The organism is Thiothrix caldifontis, assembly GCF_900107695.1.
Classification (GTDB): Bacteria; Pseudomonadota; Gammaproteobacteria; order Thiotrichales; family Thiotrichaceae; genus Thiothrix; species Thiothrix caldifontis.
Genome location: NZ_FNQP01000023.1, coordinates 1 through 23,060 on the forward strand (window position 1 = coordinate 1; position 23,060 = coordinate 23,060).

Sequence of the window (23,060 nt, forward strand, 5' to 3'; positions counted from 1 at the left end):
GCTGTTTGGGTAAAACGTTTGTCCAGTCCCTGTGGACTAATGGGGAGCTGTTGGAAGGCGGCTGTCCGACTTAATCCATCCAATGTGCTGGCAGGATTGCCCATCCAGCCAAACACCAAGCTGCGGATGAAGTTCGAGCCGCTGAGTTTGCGCTGGCGTTGAATGAAGCCGCTTTTTTTGCTAACGCGTCCGCTTTTTCATACAAGATGGCTTGCAATGCGGTGGCTACTTTTGTCAGTATCAATGCGCGGTCTCCTTGTCGAAGTCGATCTATTCGGTGTGCAAAACTAATAGCCTACCAGAGAGGGAGACCGCTTTCGCGGGTTAAAGTTGATGCGTATAGGGAAACGTATTCGACATCCATGTATTTTCAGCTTGATCATCAAGCACGATCAAGTGCGCTCCCGCTGCTTGCGCCGCCGTTTCGCACTGTTCCCAGTTGCCGCAGTTGTCGAGGGTTTTGTAGTAATGTCCGGTGGTGGGGTTGAGTGTCCAGCCGGTGTTGTCTACGCTGCCTCCGCCTTGTTGGTAGAGGGTTTGGATTTCGGTTTCGCTGAGGGTGCGGTTGTAGATGCGAACGTCGTCAATCAGACCATTAAAGTTATCTGCTTGTATTGCTCCACTTCCTTGTGACGCTCCAATTCTCACTGGAAAAGTGTTAATTGGGGTGTCAGTTGTAACAGTGGTTGTCGATATAACTAATTTTCCATCAAGATAAATGGATGCTTTCCCTTGAGAAAAAATACCAGCAACGTGATGGAATGTATTTTCAGATACAGGCGTGTACGCAATAGCCCCATCACCTCCTGATACAAAACGAATTCCACCCGCCCAAGCATCCAGCAGATACCCGTCGCCATATCCTGCGGTGACTTTATCAATTAAGCGGAATGGTCGTTGTTCAGAAGATTGACTACCCAAGCTCCGACCATTAAACCAAACGGATAGAGTAAAGGCGTTAGAAACATCAAGACTGTCGCTATCTGGTATTTCTGCGTAGTTAGTCGTATTGAGGTCTATTGCCTTGCCCAATACTCCAGTTACACAACCCGGCGACGCTACCAATACACCAGAGTTCTTCGCCGAACTGCTATCTGTTGCATTGCAGTCGTCGAAAGACCAGTGAGCAACGAGTCCGTCAGTAGGTGGCGTAACACTATCCTCTAATTGGCGGACTTCAACGGCATCTGTGTCAAAGGTTGACCAGTCATCGCCGCCCATTACGGGATTACCCAGCAAGATTTTAGTGGGACGCGCCCAGTTTGCAGGCAAAGTACCTTTAGCAACCTCTTGACCGTCACGGTAGCCAGTAACTTGAGAACCAACCACACACACTTCGTATTCGTGAGAATCCAGCGTCTCGCCAGTGCTGTATGAGAAAATGTTAGTACCTGAGGACGAAACAGTCAGCGGAACGCCGCCCAAACCTGCCCATACCCCCATGCCATTACCAGAATCATAAGTCCACCAAACACTACCAAGGTTCTCCAGCATTCTTTCTACAGCTACACATGCGCCCGTTCCACTTGAACCAAGGTGCGTATATTGGGCTTTGCAGTAGAACGAGAAGTTGCCCGATGCCGGGAATGGGTTGGTCTTCGTCTGGATGACTGGGAAGCGGTTTGGGTTTGAGCCGTTACCCAGTACGGATAATTTGCCATCAAGCAAAATAGCGCTGCCGCCTGTTTGGTCTACATCCCATTTGGTCGTGTCAATGGATGCACCATCAAACGAGTCTTTGAACAAGATGGATTTGATAGGCTTTCCACAGGAGGTGGTGGAGGTGATTGGATTGGGGGTGGCAGAACGTTCCTCACTCACCGCACTTGCTTTTCCGTTCGCATCTTTCGCCACGACCCGGAAGTGATACAAGCTGTCGTTATCCAAGCCGGTGATCGTCACAGTTGTCCCGCTCTCGTCTATCCAACTCGTGTTGTAAGTTGCACAGTCAGCACTCACTTTGGAGTAGCAATAAGCGTAACCGCCCGTTGCGCCTTGAATAGCTTCCCAACTGAGGGTTACTTGTTTGTCGCTGGGGGTGGCGGTGACTGTCGGGGCAGTCAGTTTACCTCCCGGAATACTATTCTTATCGGTTGGGTCTGAATTTCCCTTGAACTCATCCAAGTTGCTTACGCTATCGCCGTCTTTGTCTTGGGCAGCATCGGCAGGATTGTTGGGGTCAAGACCGTATTGGAGTTCCCAAGCATCAGGCATACCGTCGCCATCAGTATCCTTAGCTAAAGCAATCGTAAGTTCACAATTCCGCGTTCCATTTGCCAGAACCCAACATTGTGTACTACTCGGTGCATACCCCACTTTAGTGACTGTCATCCTGTATGAGTTCATCGGTAATTTTAGCGACGAATCATCTGCACTATTTACAGGTTTGTTATCAACAATAATATTGTTTACGTTATTCATTGCTGTCAGGTTGTAACCTAACAAGGTAGCACCAGTATTTTTATCCTTCACTTGAATATTCAACATGCCTTGCTGGAAGGCTTTTGATGAAATCAGAATATCAGGCAAGACATAATTGGCTTTTTCAATTTCTGCTCCAGTCAGCACTGCAACAGCAACTCTTGATAAGGTTGCCGCATCTGTTGATTTAGGTGGAAATGCTTCAACGACATAATTGCGTTTAGCATCGAACTCTATATCAAGAGAAAAATCGCCATTAGCATCTGTAATGGTAGAACCCAACAACTCAGAGTCAGTGTAAATATTAACAGTAAATCCTGCTGACTCGGAAGTGGTAGTAGCGGCTTCTGCTGTTCTCGCTGCCACTCGTGCTTTTGGCGTTTCACCTGAAAAGCATTTTGCAGGGCTAGAACTCCACCAGCATGGAACGGTAGTACCTTTAATCGTGGTTTTTAGAGGAACATCAACGCTCTGAGACTTATGCTTTTCAAGCATGTTTTTAACATAATACCATGTAGCATGATTACATTTATCAGGAGATTCGCAATTTTGCAATCCAACTTCTGTAAACATCGGCGTTATACGTTCAATATTTTTTGTTAAAGAAGACATTCCCCCAGAACTAATTCTCTTATTGTCAAATGTTGAACCTCTATGGTTATAAGTTACTGTTTCAAAGCTGCTATCAAAACTCTCAGCAGACGAAATGGCATCTTTAGAGAAAGAATAGTTTACTTGAAACTCACCTCTACTCCAACTACCACTGTCATTTATATAATCCATATACGAATCTTGCCACTTAACTAATGCAGACGCATCAAAACCTAAAAGGTGTTCTTCGACATTTTCCATCATCAATGGCTTTTTATGATTCCCCGGATAAAATCTCTGGCCTGCCAATGAAATCAAACCATCACCGATCGAATCAGGATGTGCTGAATATCTCATTTCGCAAAGATCATCTCCATCCAAGTCATTACATACTTGCTCATCTGGAATAATACCCATTAAAACTTGTGTTGGCACATTTGGATATGATGTTTTTGCCAGAGAAAAAGGAATTTTACCTGTTTCATCTTCAACACCAAAATACGTTTTTTTATCATAAGTTTTCATATAGGTATAGAGTGGCAATTTCGTAATTGGATCTATTCCAATCAGTATTGGACGTTTACCAAGACGATTCCACTCCTCACCTGCCTCATGACAAGTCAGTGAAGCACACACCTCAATTGCAGCTCCCACCAGAGTATGGCGACCATTATAAAATGTTAGGCTCTTGTCAAACGGACTCTGTGTTTTACTGCCAAAAACACCAGAGTGTGGTGTGCCTACCGTCGTTACTGATGCAATATGTTTTTCCATAAAAGCATGATTCAACCCAACACTGACTTTATTACCGATGTCTCTAGCAAAACCTTGTAGTAAAGTTCTTGTGAGTAATCCACCATATGAATGAGCAACAATATGTACTTGGCGCATCTCTCTTTCAGTAATATTGTAAACTGCCAAACCCAAATCATGAGCAGCATCTTCAAATCGCTGGTTTGTATTCCAGACAAATGTATAAACTGGATAACCTGCATCGGCAAGCAACTTTGGAAATTTAACAAAATAACTATCAATATCTCCCATCTGCCCCATAGCATAACCATGAACTAATAAAATTGGCTGCTTATTTGTGATAGGGTCAACTTTTCCTGCTTTATGACTTAGCAACATTGAAGTACACTGAGATTTTTTTCTCGAAGTAAAATGCTCAAGTGCGCTTGGTAGAATTCTAGGGTAAGAACTCCAGTTTCTAGCTGAAAAACCTGGCGCACCATCTAATCCTGGCTCATCCGTTGAAAACCATCCTGTCGATGCTTGCAATATACCAGTTGGATTAAATTCAAAAGAATCAGCCGGTGCAGTTTCTCCACCTGAACCATCTCTACCAGTTTTCAACCATTCGTTCGCGCATTCAACTGGAACAGAAGTAGGAAAAGCAGTATTACCGACCTGATAACTTGAACTATCAGCCACTCCTGTGTTAGCAACTCTCGCAGCAGTGCGTCTCTGACTTAAAGAGTTAATAGACCCACTCAAATAATTTTCACGAATAATAGTCGCACTTGGCTCTACAATATGAAATTTTCCAATATCATCGGGAATAATCTCCGGGGTGAATTCAAATTTACCAATAACAGCACTATTAGAATCGATCCCAAAGGAATAAGTTATTTCATATTCTTGAGACAAAACACCAGCAGGCGCGGAAATTGCAATATCTTTCCATTCATTTTCAATCTTTCCACCAGTTGCACCAAGGAAACCATGCAGCAGAACTATTTGTTTGAGAACTGAAACTTCAACCTGCGCTTTGCGCCCCGCCAAAACCCCATCAGGGGAAACTTCAATATTTACAGTATGGATTGCGGGTGCTTCACTTATGGGTGGTGCGGCAGTAATAGTATTACCTGTTACTGACACCCAAGGTGGGGCATTCAATAACTTGACGACTGCTGTACCTAATTTATCCACTGGTTGGACAGTAACGACGGCTGTAGATTTCTCGCCCGGAAAAACAGAAACTCCCTGTACAGCAGTTGCAGATTCCAAGCCACCGTATGCTTTGGGGAACATCGAACGAGATTCTGCCAGTGATAGTTCTCCATCAGCGAGGTCTGTCTTGATCAGAGCAAGCCATGCTTGTACCCCGCCTGCATCCTGAATCCGCCAAGCCAATGCTTGTAACTCGAAATAATCACTGGTTAGCTGATTCCAGTTATCTGCCTTGAGCATCCCTATATTGGCAAGTTTCTTGATAGCAGCATTACGTTTCTCCAGTTGGGTAACACCCGCCATATCTGCGGCAACAGCATCAATTAGGGTAGTCACCACCGTCAGATTCGCGGCATCTTTTGCATCCGTTACTGAATAGGTGGCTGTCAATACTCCAGTGAATGCAACCCCATCCATCGTCCCGCCCGTTACACTGAGTACATAACCGTTTTTCACACTGTCTGCGGCAACTTGAATCGTAAACTTGCCGTTGGCATCGGTGGTAGTAGTCCCCAACACCTTGCCATTCATATCTTTGAGCGTAACCGTACCACCCACAATAGCAGCATCAAAGGCAGTACCCGAAATGCTCACTTTGCTGCCACCTGTGCCACCACCATTTGTTCCGCCGGAAGTCCCACTATCCGCCGTATAAACCTTCACCCCCACCTTCGCCGCCGCCGAATCCACCTTCCCATCATTCGCCACAAACGTAAAACTATCATCGCCCTCATAGCTGCTATTCGGCGTATAGATATAGACATTGCCCTGCCCCAACCGCAACGTACCATGCGCTGGCTCAGTCACAATGCGGAACGTCAGCGTATCGCCATCCGCATCTGTCGCTAAAAGGGTAATTTGAGCAGTGCTGCCCGTAGCAACATCAACACTAGCAGTTTGTGCCACAGGTACATGATTGGCAGTGCTTGCATCCCATCCATTAGCATCACCATCAACGTTACAAGCTGACAACCACAAGGAAATAAACAGTAAAAACGGAATTAGTAATAAATGTTTATAATAGTGTGCTGTGCTGTGCTGTGCTGTGCTGACCACAGCTTACCGCCTGACGGTATGGACTTCATGGCGCAATCCCCTGTTAAGCAATCAATAAATGCAATATCAAATAAACCCTACGCATGATACTAACAGATAAAATGTAACCGCCCATTTACTTATGAAGAATTTTTTATGCTTATTTTTGAATTAATTTCATAAATACAATCTATTTAATTGATAGATTGATTAACGATCCTGCTACCACCCCCCGCTGGATTCGATTTAATGTGGAATCCAGCGGAATAAAAATTGCCGCGTCACCATCACCCACACCAACGCCAATAATCCGGCATGGATGCCCGTATTAATCCAGAAATTCTCATAACCCGGCAACGGCGTATTGGCGATCAATAGCAATAAAAACACATGAATAAAAAACACATACAAAGACGCTTGCCCCAAAGGAATAAAAAACCACCCCAAGGCACGATTAAGCGGCTGCCAACAAACCGTCATCAGCGCATAAATGGCAATAAACAGCACGACCACATTCACCAAACGCCCAATACCCAAGGTATTTTTAGGAAAATACGTATTATACCAATACAAAAACGTATCCGCTGGCACAAAATGCAAACGCGCCCACTCAGGAAACTGGTCTAAGGGGTGATTCCACGTAAACACGATAAAACCCAATGACAACGCAATACACAGCGCCACTAAACGTTTCCCCCATGCCGTTGCCGAGAAAAATTGCACCACTTCCTGTTTATAATAACCGGCTACCATCCCGTGTATATAAAGCAACTGCCAAGAAAGAATAGGAAAAGCGTATTCAAACTGCGCATTCGTTGGTCGTAACGATGGCGTACTCCCCAGATTAATCAGGTATAACACCCAGCTTAGCCCTAATAACAAGCCTACCTGCCGCTTAGCCAACATAAAAAACACCAGTGGCGTAAACAGGATAAACATCACCACATACATGCCGACAATTTGGAACTGGTGCGGCCCGATCTGAAGCAATAAGGCTTTACTGATAACCTGAAAAATACTCGCGTCGATTGGCGGGTATAATTGGAAGGTTTTACCGCCATAAGGGTCGTGAAACGTGGTAATAATGGTGGTATCCAACCAAGGAATAAAACGCAGTGCCGCTATCGCTAATATCATCAAGACACTAATCCGGTATAGCGCCACCGAACGGCTAATTAGCCCCGGCATGGCGGCAGCAACACCGGCTTGTTTGACTTTTTTGCCATACACCATTCCGACCACAATTCCCGATAAAATCACGAAAATCTCGGCGGTGGAAATCACCCCAATGCGTTCCCAGCCGATGAACATTAATGCTGAAAAGTATTCAAAATGCGACGCAAATAACAGCGGAATAACAAAGCCCCGCATAAAATCAAGGCGCAAATCACGGGTTGCCCCCGTTTCGGGATACGCCCAACTCGCCGGAATCCAATCGGAAAAAGTGCGCGAAGCACGGAGGGTATCTGTCGTCATGTTCTACCGCCATTTATCGGTTTTTATATCGCGTTCGTCCATGCTATGCCGTAAGGTAAACCCAAGCAAGCGCAAGCCGCTATACGGTCATGTTACTGCACACTAACCACTCGTCGGAGCCTGAGATGCCAACCATTGCCACTTACGCTGCTCAACCGGAACACACCCAAGGGCGGCGTTACCCCGAACCGCCCCCACAATACCGTACCGAATTCCAGCGCGACCGCGACCGCATTATTCACTCCAAAGCCTTCCGGCGGCTGGAATACAAAACCCAGGTTTTCGTCAATCACGAAGGCGATTTATACCGCACCCGCCTGACCCATTCGCTGGAAGTGGCGCAAATTGCGCGTTCGGTTGCCCGCAGCATGGGCTTGAATGAAGACCTCACCGAAGCGATTGCGCTCTCCCACGATTTAGGTCACACCCCGTTCGGTCACGCAGGGCAAGACGAACTCAATGCCTGCATGAAAGATTTCGGCGGGTTTGAACACAACCTGCAATCGCTACGGGTGGTGGATGTGCTGGAAGATAGCTACGCCGATTTCCCCGGCATCAACCTCACCTTTGAAACTCGCGAAGGCATCCTCAAACACTGCGCCCTCAAACACGCCCAAACTTTGGGCGATGTCGGGCAACGCTTTCTCAATAAAACCCAGCCCACGCTGGAAGCCCAACTCACCAATCTGGCAGATGAAATTGCCTACAACAATCACGACATTGAAGACGGCTTACGCTCCGGCCTGATCAGCTTGGAACAATTGCAGCAAGTGCCAGTATTTGCGCAAGAATACCAAGCTGTGTTGCAACAATACCCCACGCTGCAAGGCCGACGCCTGATTCGCGAAACCTTGCGGCGCATGATCGGGCGCATGGTGGTGGACTTAATCGAAAGCAGCCAAGCCGCCATCCAAGCCTCCGGGGTGCAAACCTTGGTAGAAGTTCGTGCCCAACCAGTGGCGTTGATGCGCTATGGCGATGAAATGCGGCAGCAAAAAAATGTGCTGAAAAAATTCCTGCGCGACAACTTGTACTTTCACCCCACGGTTTATCGCATGACTTGGCGAGCACGCAAAGTAGTACGGGCGTTGTTTGAAGCGTACCTGCAAGACACCCGCTTGCTGACGCCCAAATACCAAGCGTTTGCGAAACGTTACGAAACCGAGATGGGGGACGCGGGACGTGCACGCGCCATTGCTGATTTTATCGCGGGGATGACCGACCGCTACGCCATGCGCGAATACGGGCAGTTGTTTGACTTGTCAGGGTTGCGTTGAGACTGGTGCTGCTAACAATTGTTGCAGTGTCAGATGCGGATGACTGTCCAGTGCGATTAATTGCGCCTCACTAAACCCTGTCTGCTGCTGGATTTGAGTAGCTTGCCGTTGTTGCTGCTTGCTCCCTTGCCAAAAACAGCGGCGAATATCCGCCACCGTGAGCGTTTCCGGGCTGATGCGTAACAAATAATGCGTAGGGTCATCGTCGTCGCGGCTGAGAATTCCGTAACTGACCAAATCGTCCAACGACTCTTCCAACAGCAAACGGGATACCGGAATCGCCTGACTCAGCGCATCCAATGACGGCGGTGCTTGCTTGCTGATGAAGCGTTGCCCGACTTCGCGCAATACCGCTGCGGCCAATAATTCGCGGGTTTGCACACTGGTTTCAGTCGGTTGCTGGGGCAAATACACCGCATCCGGGTGCTGAAAATAATACGCCAGCCGCGCCCCGGTCAGCACAATAATCCAGCCCACATACAGCCATAACATGAATAAAAACAAGCTGGCAAAAATCGAATAAATCGCAGTTTGCTGCCCCGAACTCACCACAAATGCCGCAAACAACCACCCCGCAACTTGCCACACAATGCCCGCCATCAATGCGCCGCCGAATGCCGCCAACGGCTTGACCCGCGTATTTGGCATGAACAGGTAAATAAAGGTAAACGCCAAGATAATCAGCAAGCTAGGGCTAAGTTGCACCAACACCGCCAAACCCGATTCCAGCACCGCCGAAGAATGCAGCCACGCGGAATTCGCTAACGCTGTCCACACCCCCAACGCCGAAAAGATCAACACCGGCCCCACCAGCACCACACTAAGATAATCACGAAATTGCAGCAACATCGAGCGTTGGCGTTTGACCCGCCACACATGATTAAACGCTTCTTCCACCTTTTGCATCAGCGACACCACGGTGTAGAACAAAATAGCCAAGCCCGCGACACCCAACACCCCCACCTGCACATTATCGACGAAACCCAATACCTGACGGGTCAATTCCTCCGCTTTATCCCCCATTGGCTCTAACAGTGCCAACAACAACGGCTCCATCTGGTTATGCACCCCGAAACCTTTGAGCACCGAAAAACTCAGCGCCAGCAACGGCACTAACGACAGCAAAGTGGTGTAGACCAAGCCCATTGCTCGCAGCGTAATGCTTCCCTGATGCATATCATGAAACAGCGCAATGGCGAGTGCGCGGGTAAAAATCAGCAATTTCTTGATCATTCCGGTAGTATATCAGTAGAAACTTATGGAAAATTCGGCTTTGCCGCACACTGCTGCTACAGTTACGCAACTCCCCCATTTTAGAAGGCACTCGCACATGAACGCACCTGTTTTCCTGCAAGAACTCAAAGACCGGGTCAATAACCACCCGTTCCTGCGCCATCCGTTCCTGCAACAGTTTTCGACACAAACGCTGACGTTTCAACAAGCACGCACCTTCGCGCTGTTGTATTACCCGCATATTTTACGCACCCGCTTGTATCAGGCGAATGCGCTAGGCGTGACCCCGGATGAACGTATTCAAGCGGTGCTGGCAGATATTTTGTACGATGAATACGGCAATGGCGACCCGTCAAAATCACACATGGAAGTCTACCGCAAGCTGCTACGCGCGGTGGATTGCAGCCCGGAAGAAATTGCCAACCCGCCGATCACCCCCGAACAGCAAGGTTACATTGACACCATGATGCGCCTTACCCAAGGCACTGACTGGCTGGCAGCCGTCGGGGTAGCAGGCATTGCGGGCGAATGGCCAATTCCACCGTATTACCGCATGTTGCTGACAGGGTTACGCACTGTGCCGGGCTTGGATGATGATGCGCTGGAATTGTTTATCGGGCATATCGAGCTGGATATTGAACATTCGCGCATGATTGAAGAAGCCATTATGCCGCATTTGGAGACCCGCGAAGGGCAAGAATCCCTGTGGCGCGGTATCAACCTCAACCTCAATGCGCGGCTCGTGCAATTGAATGGGTTGCAGCGCGAAGTCTTCAGCAAGCAGTAATCCCTAACCGACCGCAAGCTGTGCCAAACCGTCTGCAATCACCACATACGCCTGTTTAAGCTCAGCTTCGGTCACACAATACGGTGGTAACACATACACCACATTTCCCAGTGGGCGCAATAATAAGCCGCGCTCATGGAAAAAGGCTTTGAGTTGCGCCCCAATCGCGGAAGTGTAGCCTGCATCCGCTGCCACGACATCGAATGCCGCAATCGTCCCCATGACCCTCATCCGCTGCACCAGTGGATGCCCTGCCAATGTTGCCAAGCCTTGCCGTTGCCAAGTCTCGATTTGCGGTAATTTTGCTAAAGTCTTTTCATCGTCAAACACTTGCAACGATGCCAACGATGCTGCACACCCCAGTGGATTAGCCGTAAACGAATGCCCGTGTACCAGCGCCCGATCGAAGGTTTCGCCCAGAAATGCAGCGTAAATAGCTTCGCTGGTAACTGTCACCGACATCGGTAGGAAACCCGCTGTCAGCCCTTTCGACAAACAGATAATATCCGGTGTCACTTGTGCTTTAATAGAGGCAAACAGCGCCCCCGTGCGTCCAAAGCCCGTCATCACCTCATCGAAAATCAATAAGATACCTGCTTCACGCAAACGTGCTGCCAACGCTTGCAAAAATTCGGGGCGGCACATACGCATCCCTGCTGAACCTTGAACCAACGGTTCCATGATAACGGCTGCGAGGGTATCGCCCTGCTCGGCAAGGTAAGTTTCTAGCTGTGCTAATGCGGCTTGTTCTTTGGCGGCTACCGCCGTGTCGCCATCCCATGTTTCGGGGAAAGGTAACAAACCGACTTCAAACAACAGACTACCGTAAGTGTCAAAAAATCCGCAACCTTTACCCGCCGACATCGCGCCTACTGTATCGCCATGGTAGCCGCCTTCAAAGGCGAGAAAACGGGTACGCTGGGCTTCACCGTGATTGCGCCAGTATTGCAGCGCCATTTTCAACGCCACCTCCACCGCCGTGGAACCGTCATCGCTGAAGAATACTCGGGTAAGGCCAACCGGCAAACGTTGCACCAGTTCGTGTGCCAGTTGCGCAGCGGGTTGGTGCGTGAATCCGGCGAAAATGACCTGCTCCAGCGTGTGCGCTTGGCGGGCAATGGCGGCAGCAATCGTGGGGTGGGCGTGTCCGTGGATATTTACCCACCAAGATGAAATCAGATCAAGAAACTCACGACCGTCTTCAGCATAGAGGCGAATGCCTTTAGCCGACGTAATGGCAATCGGCTCTGGAGCAGTCTGAGCTTGCGTAAAGGGATGCCAAACATGGCGACGATCCAGCGAAAGAGTCGTTAACATAAATAACTCACTATACCAATTCAGAAATAACGCAACGCCCAACTATCTGCCCGAAACTGCCATTTATCCCACCCAATAGCGTTAGCTTCGCGAATACAGTTTTAAAATAAATGCTGATAAAAAAGTTCTTTAGTGGATTACTTTTCAGGAATCAATCCTATGAAAAAATTCTTGGTTGTGAATGCTGGCCTCGCTGCCCTAGTGGGTTCAAGCATGGCAGAAGCAGGCTTTTCCCCCTACTATGCTGGAGCAGCCATCGGTGCGTCTCAAAACAACGGCAGTGAAGCGCAGTTTTGTGATGAATGTACCGGCTCTAAATTCACCATGCACAAAAAAAACACAGGAGCTAAGGTTCACAAAGTCTACGCTGGCGCTAATTTAAACCCCGTATGGGGGGTGGAAGCCGAATACGCCAACCTTGGCGATACGTATTCCCTTGACATGTACCGCCCTGAATTCGGCATCCCCGGTGGACGTGCAGAAACGGCACGTGCCCGTCAAAAAACCCGTGGTATTGGCCTCAGTGCCAAAGCCAATCACCGCATTACACGCAAGACTTCCATCTATGGCAAGGCAGGTGCATTTGTTTGGGAAAACAAAAACAGTATGGATTATACCAACCTTGACGGCATCAATGAAAAATACAAAAGTACTGACCGGGGTGTTAGCCCAACTGTCGGACTTGGCATTGAACACGAAGTCACCGACCGCATTAGTATCCGCGCAGGTTGGGATCGTACCTTTAATACCGGCAAGGGTGACCGCTTTTTGGAACTGGACGCCAATAAAAATGTTACCGATTTGCACAGTGTGAAAACTGATACCGACATGATTTACGTCGGTGCAACGTTTAACTTCTAAGCGGATAACGTGTCAAACAAACATTTGCCCCCTGCTTTGGTGATGGCAGCAACGCGTTCAGTGTGAGCTGCCATCTCTTCAGCATTGGCTTGAATCACTCGCAAACGCCTCACATCCGCAACAATCCGACGGATTCCTGCATTTCCCTCCTGACCATTATTACCAGCATCGTCAGCACCTAACAACAAACTGACTTGCCCGCCTGTCATGGCGAGGTAGACATCTGCCAAAATCTCCGCATCCAGCAAAGCGCCGTGCAAAGTACGGTGAGTATTGTTGATTTCGTAACGCTTACATAACGCATCCAAACTGGCACGTTGTCCGGGGAACAGTTGTCGCGCCATGACCAATGTATCAGTTACGCTGCAATCATCCGTGATCGGGCGATGTGCTGGGTTCACTAATCGCAATTCATGGTTAAGGAAACCAATATCAAACGGCGCATTATGGATGATTAATTCCGCCCCATGCAGATAAGCCAGCAGGTCGTTCATAACATCTTCAAAGCGCGGTTTATCAGCAAGAAACTCATTGGTAATGCCATGAACCTCAATGGCTCCCGCATCAATCTCACGATCAGGTTGCAGGTAATAGTGGAAATTATTTCCTGTCAGACGCCGGTTGAGCATTTCCACACAACCAATTTCAATGATGCGATGGCCTTCTTTAGGCTCAAGACCCGTAGTTTCTGTATCAAGGATAATTTGACGGCTCATAGTTTTTTCTCGTCGATGGCTTTATTGGCAAGTTGGTCTACCCGTTCATTTTCAGCGTGTCCGCTGTGGCCTTTAACCCAACGCCAGTCAATACGATGCTGGGTAGTCGCCGTATCCAAACGTTGCCACAGCTCTTGGTTTTTAACCGGTTTACCCGCAGCAGTTTTCCAACCTTTGCGTTTCCACCCTACCAGCCATTCAGTAATGCCTTGGCGGACATATTGGGAGTCAGTCGTCAACACCACCTCACACGGGCGTGTCAGGGTTTCCAGTGCCTGAATCGCTGCCATCAGTTCCATTTGATTATTAGTGGTGACAGGCTGATACCCATAGATTTCACGCTCTGTGCCATTGTAGCGTAGCAATGCGCCCCACCCACCCGGCCCCGGATTACCACGGCAGGCACCATCGGTAAAAATCTCAACTATTTTACTTGGCATTATTTGGCTCTTTACGGGATACACGCCCGGCTCCCGGATTCACAATCATTCCCGGACGTAGCACCGGCTTAACTTTGCGGGAAGGCAATAATAACGTCATGTTGGATACTTTTTTCTGCGCATGAATAATGTACACATTACCCGTCATCAAACGGAACTGGCTCCCCAAACGATCCAACCAACGCGCACGTTTAAACAGATAATCACCACCAAATACCGGGCAAAATCCCGCTGAAACCGTTTCACACACATCAAATCCCAACACACTCAGCCATTCACGCACCCGAAAAGTGGAATAAAAGTGGCAGCGTTGTGCTCGAGGATTATGCAAATAACGCAATTGTGCCAAGCCCTTGAAACTGATCGGATTAAAGCCAATCAAAATACAATGGCCTTCAGGCACTAATACCCGTTCGATTTCACGCAATACTTGATGGGGGCTACGGCTACAATCCAGCGCATGACTAGCCACAACCAAATCCATATTGTTTAACACAAAGGGTAGCTGTTCTGGTGTACCCATGATACTGACGGGTTCACCCAATACCTCTCCTAAAGAGAACTGGCTGGCAACCCGTGATTCTTGCAAAAAAGAATATTGCCCTGCTAACACACCCGTTTCCAAGGCGTAGTAACCAAAAATATCTGCGCTCATGCGACTGACAATCGCCTGCACCCTTGCCAAGGTAGCCTGCCCTGCCGATGAAGCATACCAATCCCGACAGGCATTGATCCCTGCTGGCGATAATGAAGTTGTAGCAGTAACGTTCAGCGATTTTTCCTTGTTCACAGGTAACATACGTATTATATTCGCAGCAGATTAGGCTAATCAGAAAAACTTATGAAGAGTATCCCGTTACTCAACTGCCATCTTATACATCATTATAGCGACGAATCAGGGGCAACATAAGAACAACAAGGTCAATGGGGTTTTAAACATGATAACAATAAGCAAACCGGCGTTCATCGCTGCGTCTATCATCACATTATTTACTAGCTCTGGCTGTTCCAGCCACATGGGTAAACCAGAACAGGCCAGTAAACAACCGACGTTACGCAAAGCTTCTTTGCATAGCACGAGTCTTGCCAATGACGCTCAAACGAGTACCCAACAGCAAGCGCAGCAAAAACCTGTATTAGATAACGATTTTGATACGTGGGAGCGGGTATTTCGAGGCTTCAAGCTCAATAACCAATACAGCCAACACCCACAAGTACAACGGTTTGTCCAGTATTACGGACGCAATCCTGCCCAATTAAGCTTGCTATCGGAACGTGCTAGTGTATTCCTCCACATGATTGTGCACGAAGTTGAACGCCGGGACATGCCCAACGAACTTGCCTTGTTACCTTTCGTAGAAAGTGCATTTGATGCGGATGTTTTCTCCCACGCAGGCGCTGCGGGTCTGTGGCAATTTATTCCTGATACCGGGCGACGCTATGGCTTGCAACAAGCCAGATCTTACGATGCCCGTATGGATCCGTTTGCTGCCACAGGCGCAGCATTGACTTACTTGCAAAAACTCAACAACGATTTCAATGGTGACTGGCTACTCGCACTCGCTGCGTATAACTGTGGTGAAAATCGGGTGCAACGTGAAATAGACCGTAACCGTGCTAAAGGGCTGCCCACAACATTTTGGCATCTCTCCTTGCCTAAAGAAACCCGCGAATATGTACCACGCTTACTGGCGTTCAAAGAACTGATTGGTAATGCACCACGCTATGGCATTACGCTGCCGGAAACCCCCAACAGCGCACGTTTGGCACAACTGCGCATCGACAAACCCGTCGACTTACGGCAGGCTGCACTACAGGCAGGCTTAGCAGCGGATACCTTGCTAAACTTGAACCCCTGTTTCCGCACGGGCATCACCACACCACAATACTCCAATCGCATTGTGCTGCCACGTCAATACGCCAAGCAACTCGTACAAGCCATTGAAGCCTTGCCTCCGGCAGCCAATAACCGGATTTATGCCAGTAAATCATCCTCTGGTTACAATAAGCTGGCAACGACTCGTATGGGTAAGAAGAAATCTAGCCAGCTCGCGAAAGCTAAAACCAAAAGTAGCGTCAAAGTACATACGGTACGTAGAGGCGATACCTTGCAATCCATCGCCCTACGTCATGGAACTACAGTAAAGACCTTGATGAAACACAACAGCAAACGCACATCCAAGTTAAAAGTCGGTGAGCGTTTAGACGTGATTGCCAGTGTATCAGGAGTTAATGTCCAGTCATGAGCGAACTGATTGTCATGCTTGACAAACAAATCCTCAAACGCATTGCTGTAAAAAAAACCAGCATTGTGTTTGGACGCCATAGCAAGTGCGACATCGCTCTTCCCGATCGCACCATTAGCAATAATCACGCCCGCATCACCGTGGTTAGAGACGACTGCTTTTTGGAAGACTTGCAAAGCACCAATGGTACTTACGTCAATCAGCAGCAGATTGACCGCCACTTACTCATGGATGGAGACATCATAGCACTCGGAAAATACCAAGTGGTTTTTCGCTCTGTTCAAGGTATTGCAATACAAATCAAACGCTTAAGTATTCACCCTAAATTGATGGATGCAAGCTACAATGCTTGGCTACAAGTGATGGATGGCAGCAAATCAGGGTACATTATTCCCTTAAAAGCCGAACGCTTAGTGCTAGGGAATCAAACAACTGGACAAGTTTTGATTGAGTGTTCCACTCAAGGGCAATATATTATGAGCGCGACGGGTACAATGAATAACCATCGTACCCGTACCTTGGTCGCTGGAGACACCCTCAAGGTGGAAGAAACCACCTTTCAATTCTGTCTGAAGGAGCAAGATGCCGACATTAATACCGTCTCTACCTAAACCTCCACTACGCCGTACTATCCAACGCCAACGTTCGGCGCTTAGCCAACCCGAACAAATTCAACTATCACAGCAAGCGGTCGCTCGCTTGACCGCTCAACGGTTATTTCGTAATGCACGGCACATTGCACTGTACCTACCGGTGAGGGGCGAAGCTGACCCGCGCAGCGTGCGTCATCGCGCACTACCGCGCCAACATTTTTATCTGCCGGTTCTATCGCCATTTAGAGACGGACGCCTATGGTTTGTGCGTTGGGATAAAAGCACTCGCTTTCGCTTGAACCGCTTCCGTATCCCTGAACCTTATCCCCATTATCGTCAGCATCGCCCAGCTCGCTGGCTTGATCTGGTGATCGCCCCGTTGGTCGCATTCGATCATACTGGCACGCGCATGGGGATGGGAGGAGGCTTTTATGATCGCACCTTTGCATTCAAACGATGCACCATGGCAAGCTTGCGCCCTTATCTGTGCGGGCTGGCTTACCACTTTCAACAAGCCGAATCTTTAACCCGCCAACCATGGGATGTTCCCTTGGATCTCGTCACTTCCGATAGCAGTTTTTTTCGATTCAACACTGGCATATATTAGAATATACTGATATAGTCTTAACATAGTCAGGGTTAGCCTGATACGACATAACCGCATAGGAGATATTGAAATGAAAAAATTATTGATTGGCTTGAGCCTATTGGCTCTGTCTGCTACCGCAAGTGCAAACGACTTTTTCGGTGGCAACGATGGTGAATGGAAAATGGGGCCTTACGGTCCTTACTATGAAGAAAGCGACTGGCCAGAATGGACTCCTATGTACTGGATGGACGAAATGATGAACAGTTTTGATGACGAAGACAGCTACGGTGACAATGGCTTTATGGGTGGAATGCCGTTCATGGGCAATAACAACATGCCATTCATGGGTGGCAATAACTACCCAATGATGCCTTACGGCGCTGCACCTATGGGCGCTCCAATGATGGCTCCCCCTATGGGCGCTCCAATGATGGCTCCCCCTATGGGTGCTCCAATGATGGCTCCTCCGATGGGCGCTCCAATGATGGCTCCTCCTGCGATGCCAGCTCCGGGTGCAGCACCTGGTCCTGCTGCTAACTAATTTTAGCTAAAGCAGTTATACTTAACAGGTCGGTTTATCCGGCCTGTTTTCGTATTAGCATGACCAAAATACACAGGGAGCAAACCCATGAAAAAAATGATTGCAAGCATCCTCTTGGCAGGTTTCACAAGCATGGCCAATGCAGGCGGCTGGGGCTTCGACAACTTCGATATGAATCCCAATATGAACTGGGGCAACAACCAATCTTGGGGGAATGGGCCAGGCAATGGCTTTAACATGGGCAATGGTGGCCCAGCTTGGGGCGGCGGTCCAAACATGGGCTGGGGCAATGGTGGCCCAGCTTGGGGTGGTTCTCCAAACATGGGCTGGGGCAATGGCGGCCCAACTTGGGGTGGCAACAACATGCCATGGAACAATGGTTGGAACAACGGCCCCAACATGCCGTTCTGGAATAATGGCCCTAGTATGCCGTTTAACTGGAACAATGGTCCCTCCTTTAACAGCTCAAACTTCCCCGGCACGGGTTGGGGCAATAACACTATGCGCCGTTACCCACGCCCTGTAGTGCCTATGGGGATGCAACCCAATGCAAATGGTATGGGCATGAATAATGGCTTGCCACCTTTCATGATTCCACCACCACCGCCAGTCGCACCTACTCCGACAACAGCCATGCCATCAGCAACTACGCCCTCTCCGGTGAATGAAAATACGACTCCAGTCACACCTGCATCTGTACCTGAGGCAACAACGGCGGCTCCTGAAGCAACAGCAACCAATCAAGAAGCTCCAGCAACAACGCCAAGCACAACACCTGCTCCAGCATCACCTATAACACAGTAAAGTACAGTGAGAGACTACAGGGCGCGAAGTATCAACTCGCGCCCTGCATTTTCCAAGGAAGGAATTTGACTTGTTAAGTTACCGACACGCTTTTCATGCTGGTAATCATGCTGATGTCCTCAAACATATAGTGCTAGTGTTAACACTGGAATACTACCAGCGCAAAGATAAGCCATTTTGGTACATTGATACCCATGCCGGTGTCGGTCTATACCACCTGAACAGTTCAGAAGCGCTGAAAACCCGTGAATTTACTCATGGTATCCAAAACTTGTGGAGTGCCAGCAATACACCCGATGCACTACACCTCTATCTCAACCTGATTAGACAACTCAACGCCCAACCGACCTTAGAACATTACCCCGGCTCCCCTTGGATTGCGGCAAACGTATTACGCAAAACCGATCAATTACGCTTGTTTGAATTACATCCCACTGATTTCACTGCACTGGAAAATAATTTGGGATACGACAAACGTATTCAGATCAGCAAACAAGATGGTTTGAAAGGCTTGTTGGGATTATTACCCCCTATTACCCGCCGAGCCGTTACCTTAATCGACCCATCTTACGAATTAAAAACAGACTACGCTGATGTCATCAGCACACTCATCAAAGCTCACCAGCGTTTTGCCACAGGTACGTATATGCTGTGGTATCCTGTCATTGAACGTCAGCGGATCAAGCAAATGATTCACGCCTTGCTGCAAAGTAAGATTGCAGGCATTTTGCAAATCGAATATTGCCCATTAGCCGACAATGCGGGAATTGGCATGACGGGCAGTGGTTTGTTCGTTATCAACCCGCCGTGGTTACTAGCTGGGCAAATGCAGTCAGCCTTACCATGGATCAATCAGCAAATGGCTAACTCCACTGGTCACTTTACAGTCACATACATTACCCCAGAAAAAACCACCTGACCCCCTTAAGGATACGCTCATGCAATATTGGCTGATGAAATCAGAACCTGATGTGTTCGGCATTGATGACTTACAAAAAGTAGCCGTGGAACCATGGGATGGAGTACGTAATTACCAAGCCCGCAATATGATGCGCGACCAAATGCAGGTAGGTGATCAGGTATTTTTCTACCATTCAAACTGCGACATTCCCGGTATTGTCGGTATCGCCAGCATTGCAACCCAAGGCTACCCCGACGATACCGCATTTAACCCAGAAGCAAAGTATTTCGACCCCAAAAGTGACCCACAGAATCCAAGTTGGTATCGGGTTGACGTGCAATTCGTGCGTAAATTAAAGCGCACCATCAGTTTGCGTGAACTGCGCGAACAAACGGCGTTGCAAAATATGCCACTAGTACAAAAAGGCTGCCGCCTCTCTGTGATGCCCGTGAGTGCCGAAGAATGGCAGACCATCCTTGTTCTGGAATAATCTTCGCCAAACCGTTACGGTGTTTTATCGTCTGCTCCTGGTCGGCAAGCCTTAGCCCCTGGACCAAATAGTGGGCAGAAATCATCAGGTAACGCTGGCTTGGGTGCTGCTTCCACAGCACTCAGTGTCTCACCATCCTTTTTTACCTCCGTTTTCGACGGTATGGTCTCTTCAGGTATATTTGGCACTGTCACCGTTGACGCCAATGCAGACGTATCAACGGGCTTCGCAAAATGGGATAAACGTAAATGATGAAAGACACGCTTGGCTTCCCAATAGTCCTTTTGATATTGATGGCGACTCAAAAGAGCTTGCTTGGTTTCAGTGGAAACATCTAAACTTGCTACCTTGCTATCTAGCTCAGCAATCTTTGTCAACAATTCATTAGCTTTTACAACCAACGTAGAGTGTTTATTGTAACTTTCTAATTCCGTTTTTTCCTGAGCCTCAAACTCACGTCCAAGCTTATTCATCTGCTCTTCTTGTTCAGTGTACATCGCAGGCAAATCAATTTGCTGCCCGGAATTTCCTATAGCGGCTCCCGGTGTCGCAGAATCGCGGGTTATATAAAGTGATAATGATGCCGCAACAGCAATCACAGCTAACAACACGGGCAGAGCTACCCGTAACAAACTTTCCAATTTTTCTTGTATGGAAACTTCAGGCAAATCTTGCTTGATAACTAATTTTGGCATGGGGAATTCCACTTCGTTGATCTGACCATTCACAACAGCGTGATGCCAACATAACAGCTCTTTATTTTTATACCAGTCACTGACTGACAAAACGGGGGTTTTTACCTGTATACGGACATCGCCCTATATAAACCTGAATACGACGTGAATGCAATAGAAATAAGCAAAGCCGACAAAGAAGTCGGCTTTTTGATTAAAATATAATCTTCTGAAAGGATTTATATCGCTTGAGCGCCGGAAGGTGGCGGAGAAGAAGTAGGCGCTGCTGGCGGGGTATCTAATTCTTTCTTTAATTGATCCACACCTTGTTTTAGGTTTTGGTTTAATTCCTGCACACTATCAGTTAATGCCTTATCCAAATCTTTTAATCCATTTTCCATAAAAATATTCAACTGATCAACCACTGCCCCCATCGCACCACTGACCATCGAACCCATGGTTTTTTGGACATCCACTTGCCACACATCTTTATTACGAATCAACACTGTACGCAAAGGAATCGCCATGTCGCCTTTTTCACCACTGTATAGTAGCGTAGCCACTTCGGCTGTCACACCATCTACTTTGATTTCGCCGGTTTCAAAACGCTTAGCAGCAACACTCTTGCTACTCAAAAATTGCAGGTATTGCGCACTCTCCCACGTTGTCAGATTTTTGGCAGTATCCATGTCCTCATTTAACACGGCCTGCCAAAACTTATCAGCAACCTCACGAGCTTGCTGCGATTCCGAGGAAAAAATACACCCGTGCAGCAACACACTCAGCACGAGTAAATAAAAACCAAATAAGTAGCGCTTAGCGTTCATGGTTCACTTTCCCTTCAAGAACAGCCTCGTCATTCACACCTGTTAGTATGGTGTGCTTAACTGTATTTTCAAGCGGCTCATTATCCGCTACAGAAACCATGACTTTACAGTAGTTCGGGGTGTAGCCGGTGTAAATGTGCTGCCCAGCGTCGCCAGCACGTCCGTACTCCCATAAGACCGGCACAGTGCTACCAACTTGCCGTGCTAACCACTCGCGTTTCAGGCGCTCACCCACTGCATGTAAGGTTTGACTGCGTGATTTTTTAACGGATTCTGCAACCTGATTAGGCAACGTAGCGGCTTTCGTTCCGGTACGAATCGAATAAGTGAATATATGCATGTGACCGAAACCAACCGACTCTACATAAGCCAAGGTTTGTTCCCACTCCTCATCGGTTTCCCCCGGAAACCCGACAATAATATCCGTTGTCACATTGAAACCCGGCACACTACGCCGTGCCTCAGTCACTAGCCGCACAAATTCAGTCGTCTTACACCGCCGCGCCATACGTCGCAACACCGAATCGGCTCCACTTTGTAAAGGCAAGTGCATGTGTGGCATTAAACGCGGGTCAGCAAACAGAGCAAAGAAATCATCCGGCAAATCCCACGGTTCTACCGAAGCAAACCGGATACGCGGCATATCGGTTTCCCGCAAAATGGCTTGCACCAAGGCATACAAAGAGCTTCCCGTGTCACTGCCATAACCGCCGACATGCACCCCAGCTAATACAATCTCCTGAATGCCTTGCCGATACAGCTCATTGATTTCAGCAATAATCTCAGCTTCAGTGCGACTGCGTTCCTCACCCCGTGCCACCGTGACAATGCAAAACGTACAGCGGTAACGGCAACCGTCCTGAATCTTGATGAACGCCCGATGCCGACCACGCAAGAATAATGGCGATTCACCCGGTTCACTAGCCATCGCGGGCATCACCGGCAAGGTAAAATGTTGCATCACGGTTTGGGGAAGTTGATCTTTCTCGGTATTTGGCACAACCAAATCCACACCGAGCGTTTGCGCAACTTCATCCGTTTGCAGGCTGGCATAACAACCACTCACCACCAGCTTGGCAGCAGGGTTTTCACGGTAAAGGCGATGCATGAGGCGTCGAGACTTACCTGACGCTTCATTAGTAACCGCACAGGTATTCAGTACCAATACATCGGCATCCGGTGCATTGGGCACAATTTCATGCCCGCCTGCACGAAATTGCTGAGACCACTGTTCCAACTCCGCCTCATTTAGGCGGCATCCTAACGCTTTCAGATGGACTTTCATGTA

The 23,060-nt window shown here is 48.3% G+C and carries 21 protein-coding genes; 10 read left to right on the forward strand and 11 right to left on the reverse strand.

What is annotated here, in order from left to right; genetic code table 11:
* Positions 1-70: 70 nt before the first annotated feature.
* The 3 genes from BLV87_RS19475 to opgC form a co-directional block, all read right to left on the reverse strand.
* On the reverse strand, positions 71-244 hold the full coding sequence (locus BLV87_RS19475) for a hypothetical protein (protein ID WP_175517799.1): 174 nt from the start codon (positions 242-244) through the stop codon (positions 71-73).
* An 80-nt stretch (positions 245-324) separates the two neighbouring features.
* Positions 325-6,021 (reverse strand): LamG-like jellyroll fold domain-containing protein, encoded by a 5,697-nt coding sequence (locus BLV87_RS15105; protein ID WP_093070010.1) that lies wholly within the window; start codon positions 6,019-6,021, stop codon positions 325-327.
* Positions 6,022-6,246: 225 nt separating this feature from the next.
* A complete protein-coding gene (opgC, locus tag BLV87_RS15110) occupies positions 6,247-7,476 on the reverse strand; it encodes an OpgC domain-containing protein (RefSeq protein WP_093070011.1) in 1,230 nt (409 codons plus the stop codon).
* Positions 7,477-7,601: 125 nt separating this feature from the next.
* Here opgC and BLV87_RS15115 point away from each other — a divergent pair, with 125 nt between their 5' ends.
* On the forward strand, positions 7,602-8,753 hold the full coding sequence (locus tag BLV87_RS15115; RefSeq protein WP_093070012.1) for a deoxyguanosinetriphosphate triphosphohydrolase: 1,152 nt from the start codon (positions 7,602-7,604) through the stop codon (positions 8,751-8,753).
* On the opposite strand, the gene BLV87_RS15120 is transcribed toward BLV87_RS15115, so the two are convergent.
* Complete coding sequence (locus BLV87_RS15120) at positions 8,739-9,986, reverse strand: YihY/virulence factor BrkB family protein (protein ID WP_093070014.1); 1,248 nt, start codon at positions 9,984-9,986, stop codon at positions 8,739-8,741. The genes BLV87_RS15115 and BLV87_RS15120 overlap by 15 nt on opposite strands.
* Before the next feature lie 97 nt (positions 9,987-10,083).
* Between BLV87_RS15120 and BLV87_RS15125 the strand changes: the two genes are divergently transcribed.
* Positions 10,084-10,773: an iron-containing redox enzyme family protein gene (locus BLV87_RS15125; RefSeq protein WP_175517963.1), complete on the forward strand. Its 690-nt coding sequence runs from the start codon at positions 10,084-10,086 to the stop codon at positions 10,771-10,773.
* A 3-nt stretch (positions 10,774-10,776) separates the two neighbouring features.
* Here the strand turns inward: BLV87_RS15125 and bioA are convergent, their stop codons facing one another.
* Positions 10,777-12,090, reverse strand: a complete 1,314-nt coding sequence (bioA, locus tag BLV87_RS15130; protein ID WP_093070017.1) for an adenosylmethionine--8-amino-7-oxononanoate transaminase — start codon at positions 12,088-12,090, stop codon at positions 10,777-10,779.
* Between the two features lie 159 nt (positions 12,091-12,249).
* Between bioA and BLV87_RS15135 the strand changes: the two genes are divergently transcribed.
* A complete protein-coding gene (locus tag BLV87_RS15135; protein ID WP_093070018.1) occupies positions 12,250-12,951 on the forward strand; it encodes an outer membrane beta-barrel protein in 702 nt (233 codons plus the stop codon).
* On the opposite strand, the gene dnaQ is transcribed toward BLV87_RS15135, so the two are convergent.
* The 3 genes from dnaQ to BLV87_RS15150 are packed head-to-tail and all read right to left on the reverse strand — an operon-like array spanning position 12,948 to position 14,897.
* Complete coding sequence (dnaQ, locus tag BLV87_RS15140) at positions 12,948-13,667, reverse strand: DNA polymerase III subunit epsilon (RefSeq protein WP_093070020.1); 720 nt, start codon at positions 13,665-13,667, stop codon at positions 12,948-12,950. The genes BLV87_RS15135 and dnaQ overlap by 4 nt on opposite strands.
* Positions 13,664-14,107 (reverse strand): ribonuclease HI, encoded by a 444-nt coding sequence (rnhA, locus tag BLV87_RS15145; protein WP_093070022.1) that lies wholly within the window; start codon positions 14,105-14,107, stop codon positions 13,664-13,666. Before rnhA ends, dnaQ begins: the two co-directional genes overlap by 4 nt.
* Positions 14,097-14,897, reverse strand: a complete 801-nt coding sequence (locus BLV87_RS15150) for a class I SAM-dependent methyltransferase (RefSeq protein WP_175517964.1) — start codon at positions 14,895-14,897, stop codon at positions 14,097-14,099. The genes rnhA and BLV87_RS15150 overlap by 11 nt, the downstream gene beginning before the upstream one ends.
* A gap of 148 nt (positions 14,898-15,045) precedes the next feature.
* Between BLV87_RS15150 and BLV87_RS15155 the strand changes: the two genes are divergently transcribed.
* The 7 genes from BLV87_RS15155 to BLV87_RS15185 all read left to right on the forward strand — a co-directional run bounded on the left by BLV87_RS15155 (position 15,046) and on the right by BLV87_RS15185 (position 20,271).
* Positions 15,046-16,353 carry a transglycosylase SLT domain-containing protein gene (locus BLV87_RS15155; RefSeq protein WP_093070025.1) on the forward strand — a complete coding sequence of 436 codons (1,308 nt, stop codon included), beginning with the start codon at positions 15,046-15,048 and terminating at the stop codon, positions 16,351-16,353.
* Positions 16,350-16,964, forward strand: a complete 615-nt coding sequence (locus BLV87_RS15160) for an FHA domain-containing protein (protein ID WP_093070027.1) — start codon at positions 16,350-16,352, stop codon at positions 16,962-16,964. Before BLV87_RS15155 ends, BLV87_RS15160 begins: the two co-directional genes overlap by 4 nt.
* A complete protein-coding gene (locus tag BLV87_RS15165; protein ID WP_093070028.1) occupies positions 16,936-17,553 on the forward strand; it encodes a 5-formyltetrahydrofolate cyclo-ligase in 618 nt (205 codons plus the stop codon). Before BLV87_RS15160 ends, BLV87_RS15165 begins: the two co-directional genes overlap by 29 nt.
* A 70-nt stretch (positions 17,554-17,623) precedes the next feature.
* The gene (locus tag BLV87_RS15170) at positions 17,624-18,076 is read left to right on the forward strand and encodes a hypothetical protein (RefSeq protein ID WP_093070030.1); all 453 of its coding nucleotides are present in this window, start codon (positions 17,624-17,626) and stop codon (positions 18,074-18,076) included.
* Positions 18,077-18,163: 87 nt separating this feature from the next.
* Positions 18,164-18,880: a hypothetical protein gene (locus tag BLV87_RS15175; protein WP_093070032.1), complete on the forward strand. Its 717-nt coding sequence runs from the start codon at positions 18,164-18,166 to the stop codon at positions 18,878-18,880.
* A gap of 70 nt (positions 18,881-18,950) precedes the next feature.
* A complete protein-coding gene (locus tag BLV87_RS15180; protein ID WP_093070034.1) occupies positions 18,951-19,799 on the forward strand; it encodes a 23S rRNA (adenine(2030)-N(6))-methyltransferase RlmJ in 849 nt (282 codons plus the stop codon).
* Positions 19,800-19,818: 19 nt separating this feature from the next.
* Positions 19,819-20,271, forward strand: coding sequence for an EVE domain-containing protein (locus BLV87_RS15185; protein WP_093070035.1), 453 nt, complete (start codon positions 19,819-19,821; stop codon positions 20,269-20,271).
* A gap of 14 nt (positions 20,272-20,285) precedes the next feature.
* On the opposite strand, the gene BLV87_RS15190 is transcribed toward BLV87_RS15185, so the two are convergent.
* The 3 genes from BLV87_RS15190 to mtaB form a co-directional block, all read right to left on the reverse strand.
* Positions 20,286-20,966, reverse strand: a complete 681-nt coding sequence (locus BLV87_RS15190; protein ID WP_093070037.1) for a TMF family protein — start codon at positions 20,964-20,966, stop codon at positions 20,286-20,288.
* A 218-nt stretch (positions 20,967-21,184) separates the two neighbouring features.
* A complete protein-coding gene (locus BLV87_RS15195; protein WP_093070039.1) occupies positions 21,185-21,772 on the reverse strand; it encodes a hypothetical protein in 588 nt (195 codons plus the stop codon).
* Complete coding sequence (gene mtaB, locus BLV87_RS15200) at positions 21,762-23,057, reverse strand: tRNA (N(6)-L-threonylcarbamoyladenosine(37)-C(2))-methylthiotransferase MtaB (protein WP_093070040.1); 1,296 nt, start codon at positions 23,055-23,057, stop codon at positions 21,762-21,764. Before mtaB ends, BLV87_RS15195 begins: the two co-directional genes overlap by 11 nt.
* Positions 23,058-23,060: the final 3 nt, after the last annotated feature.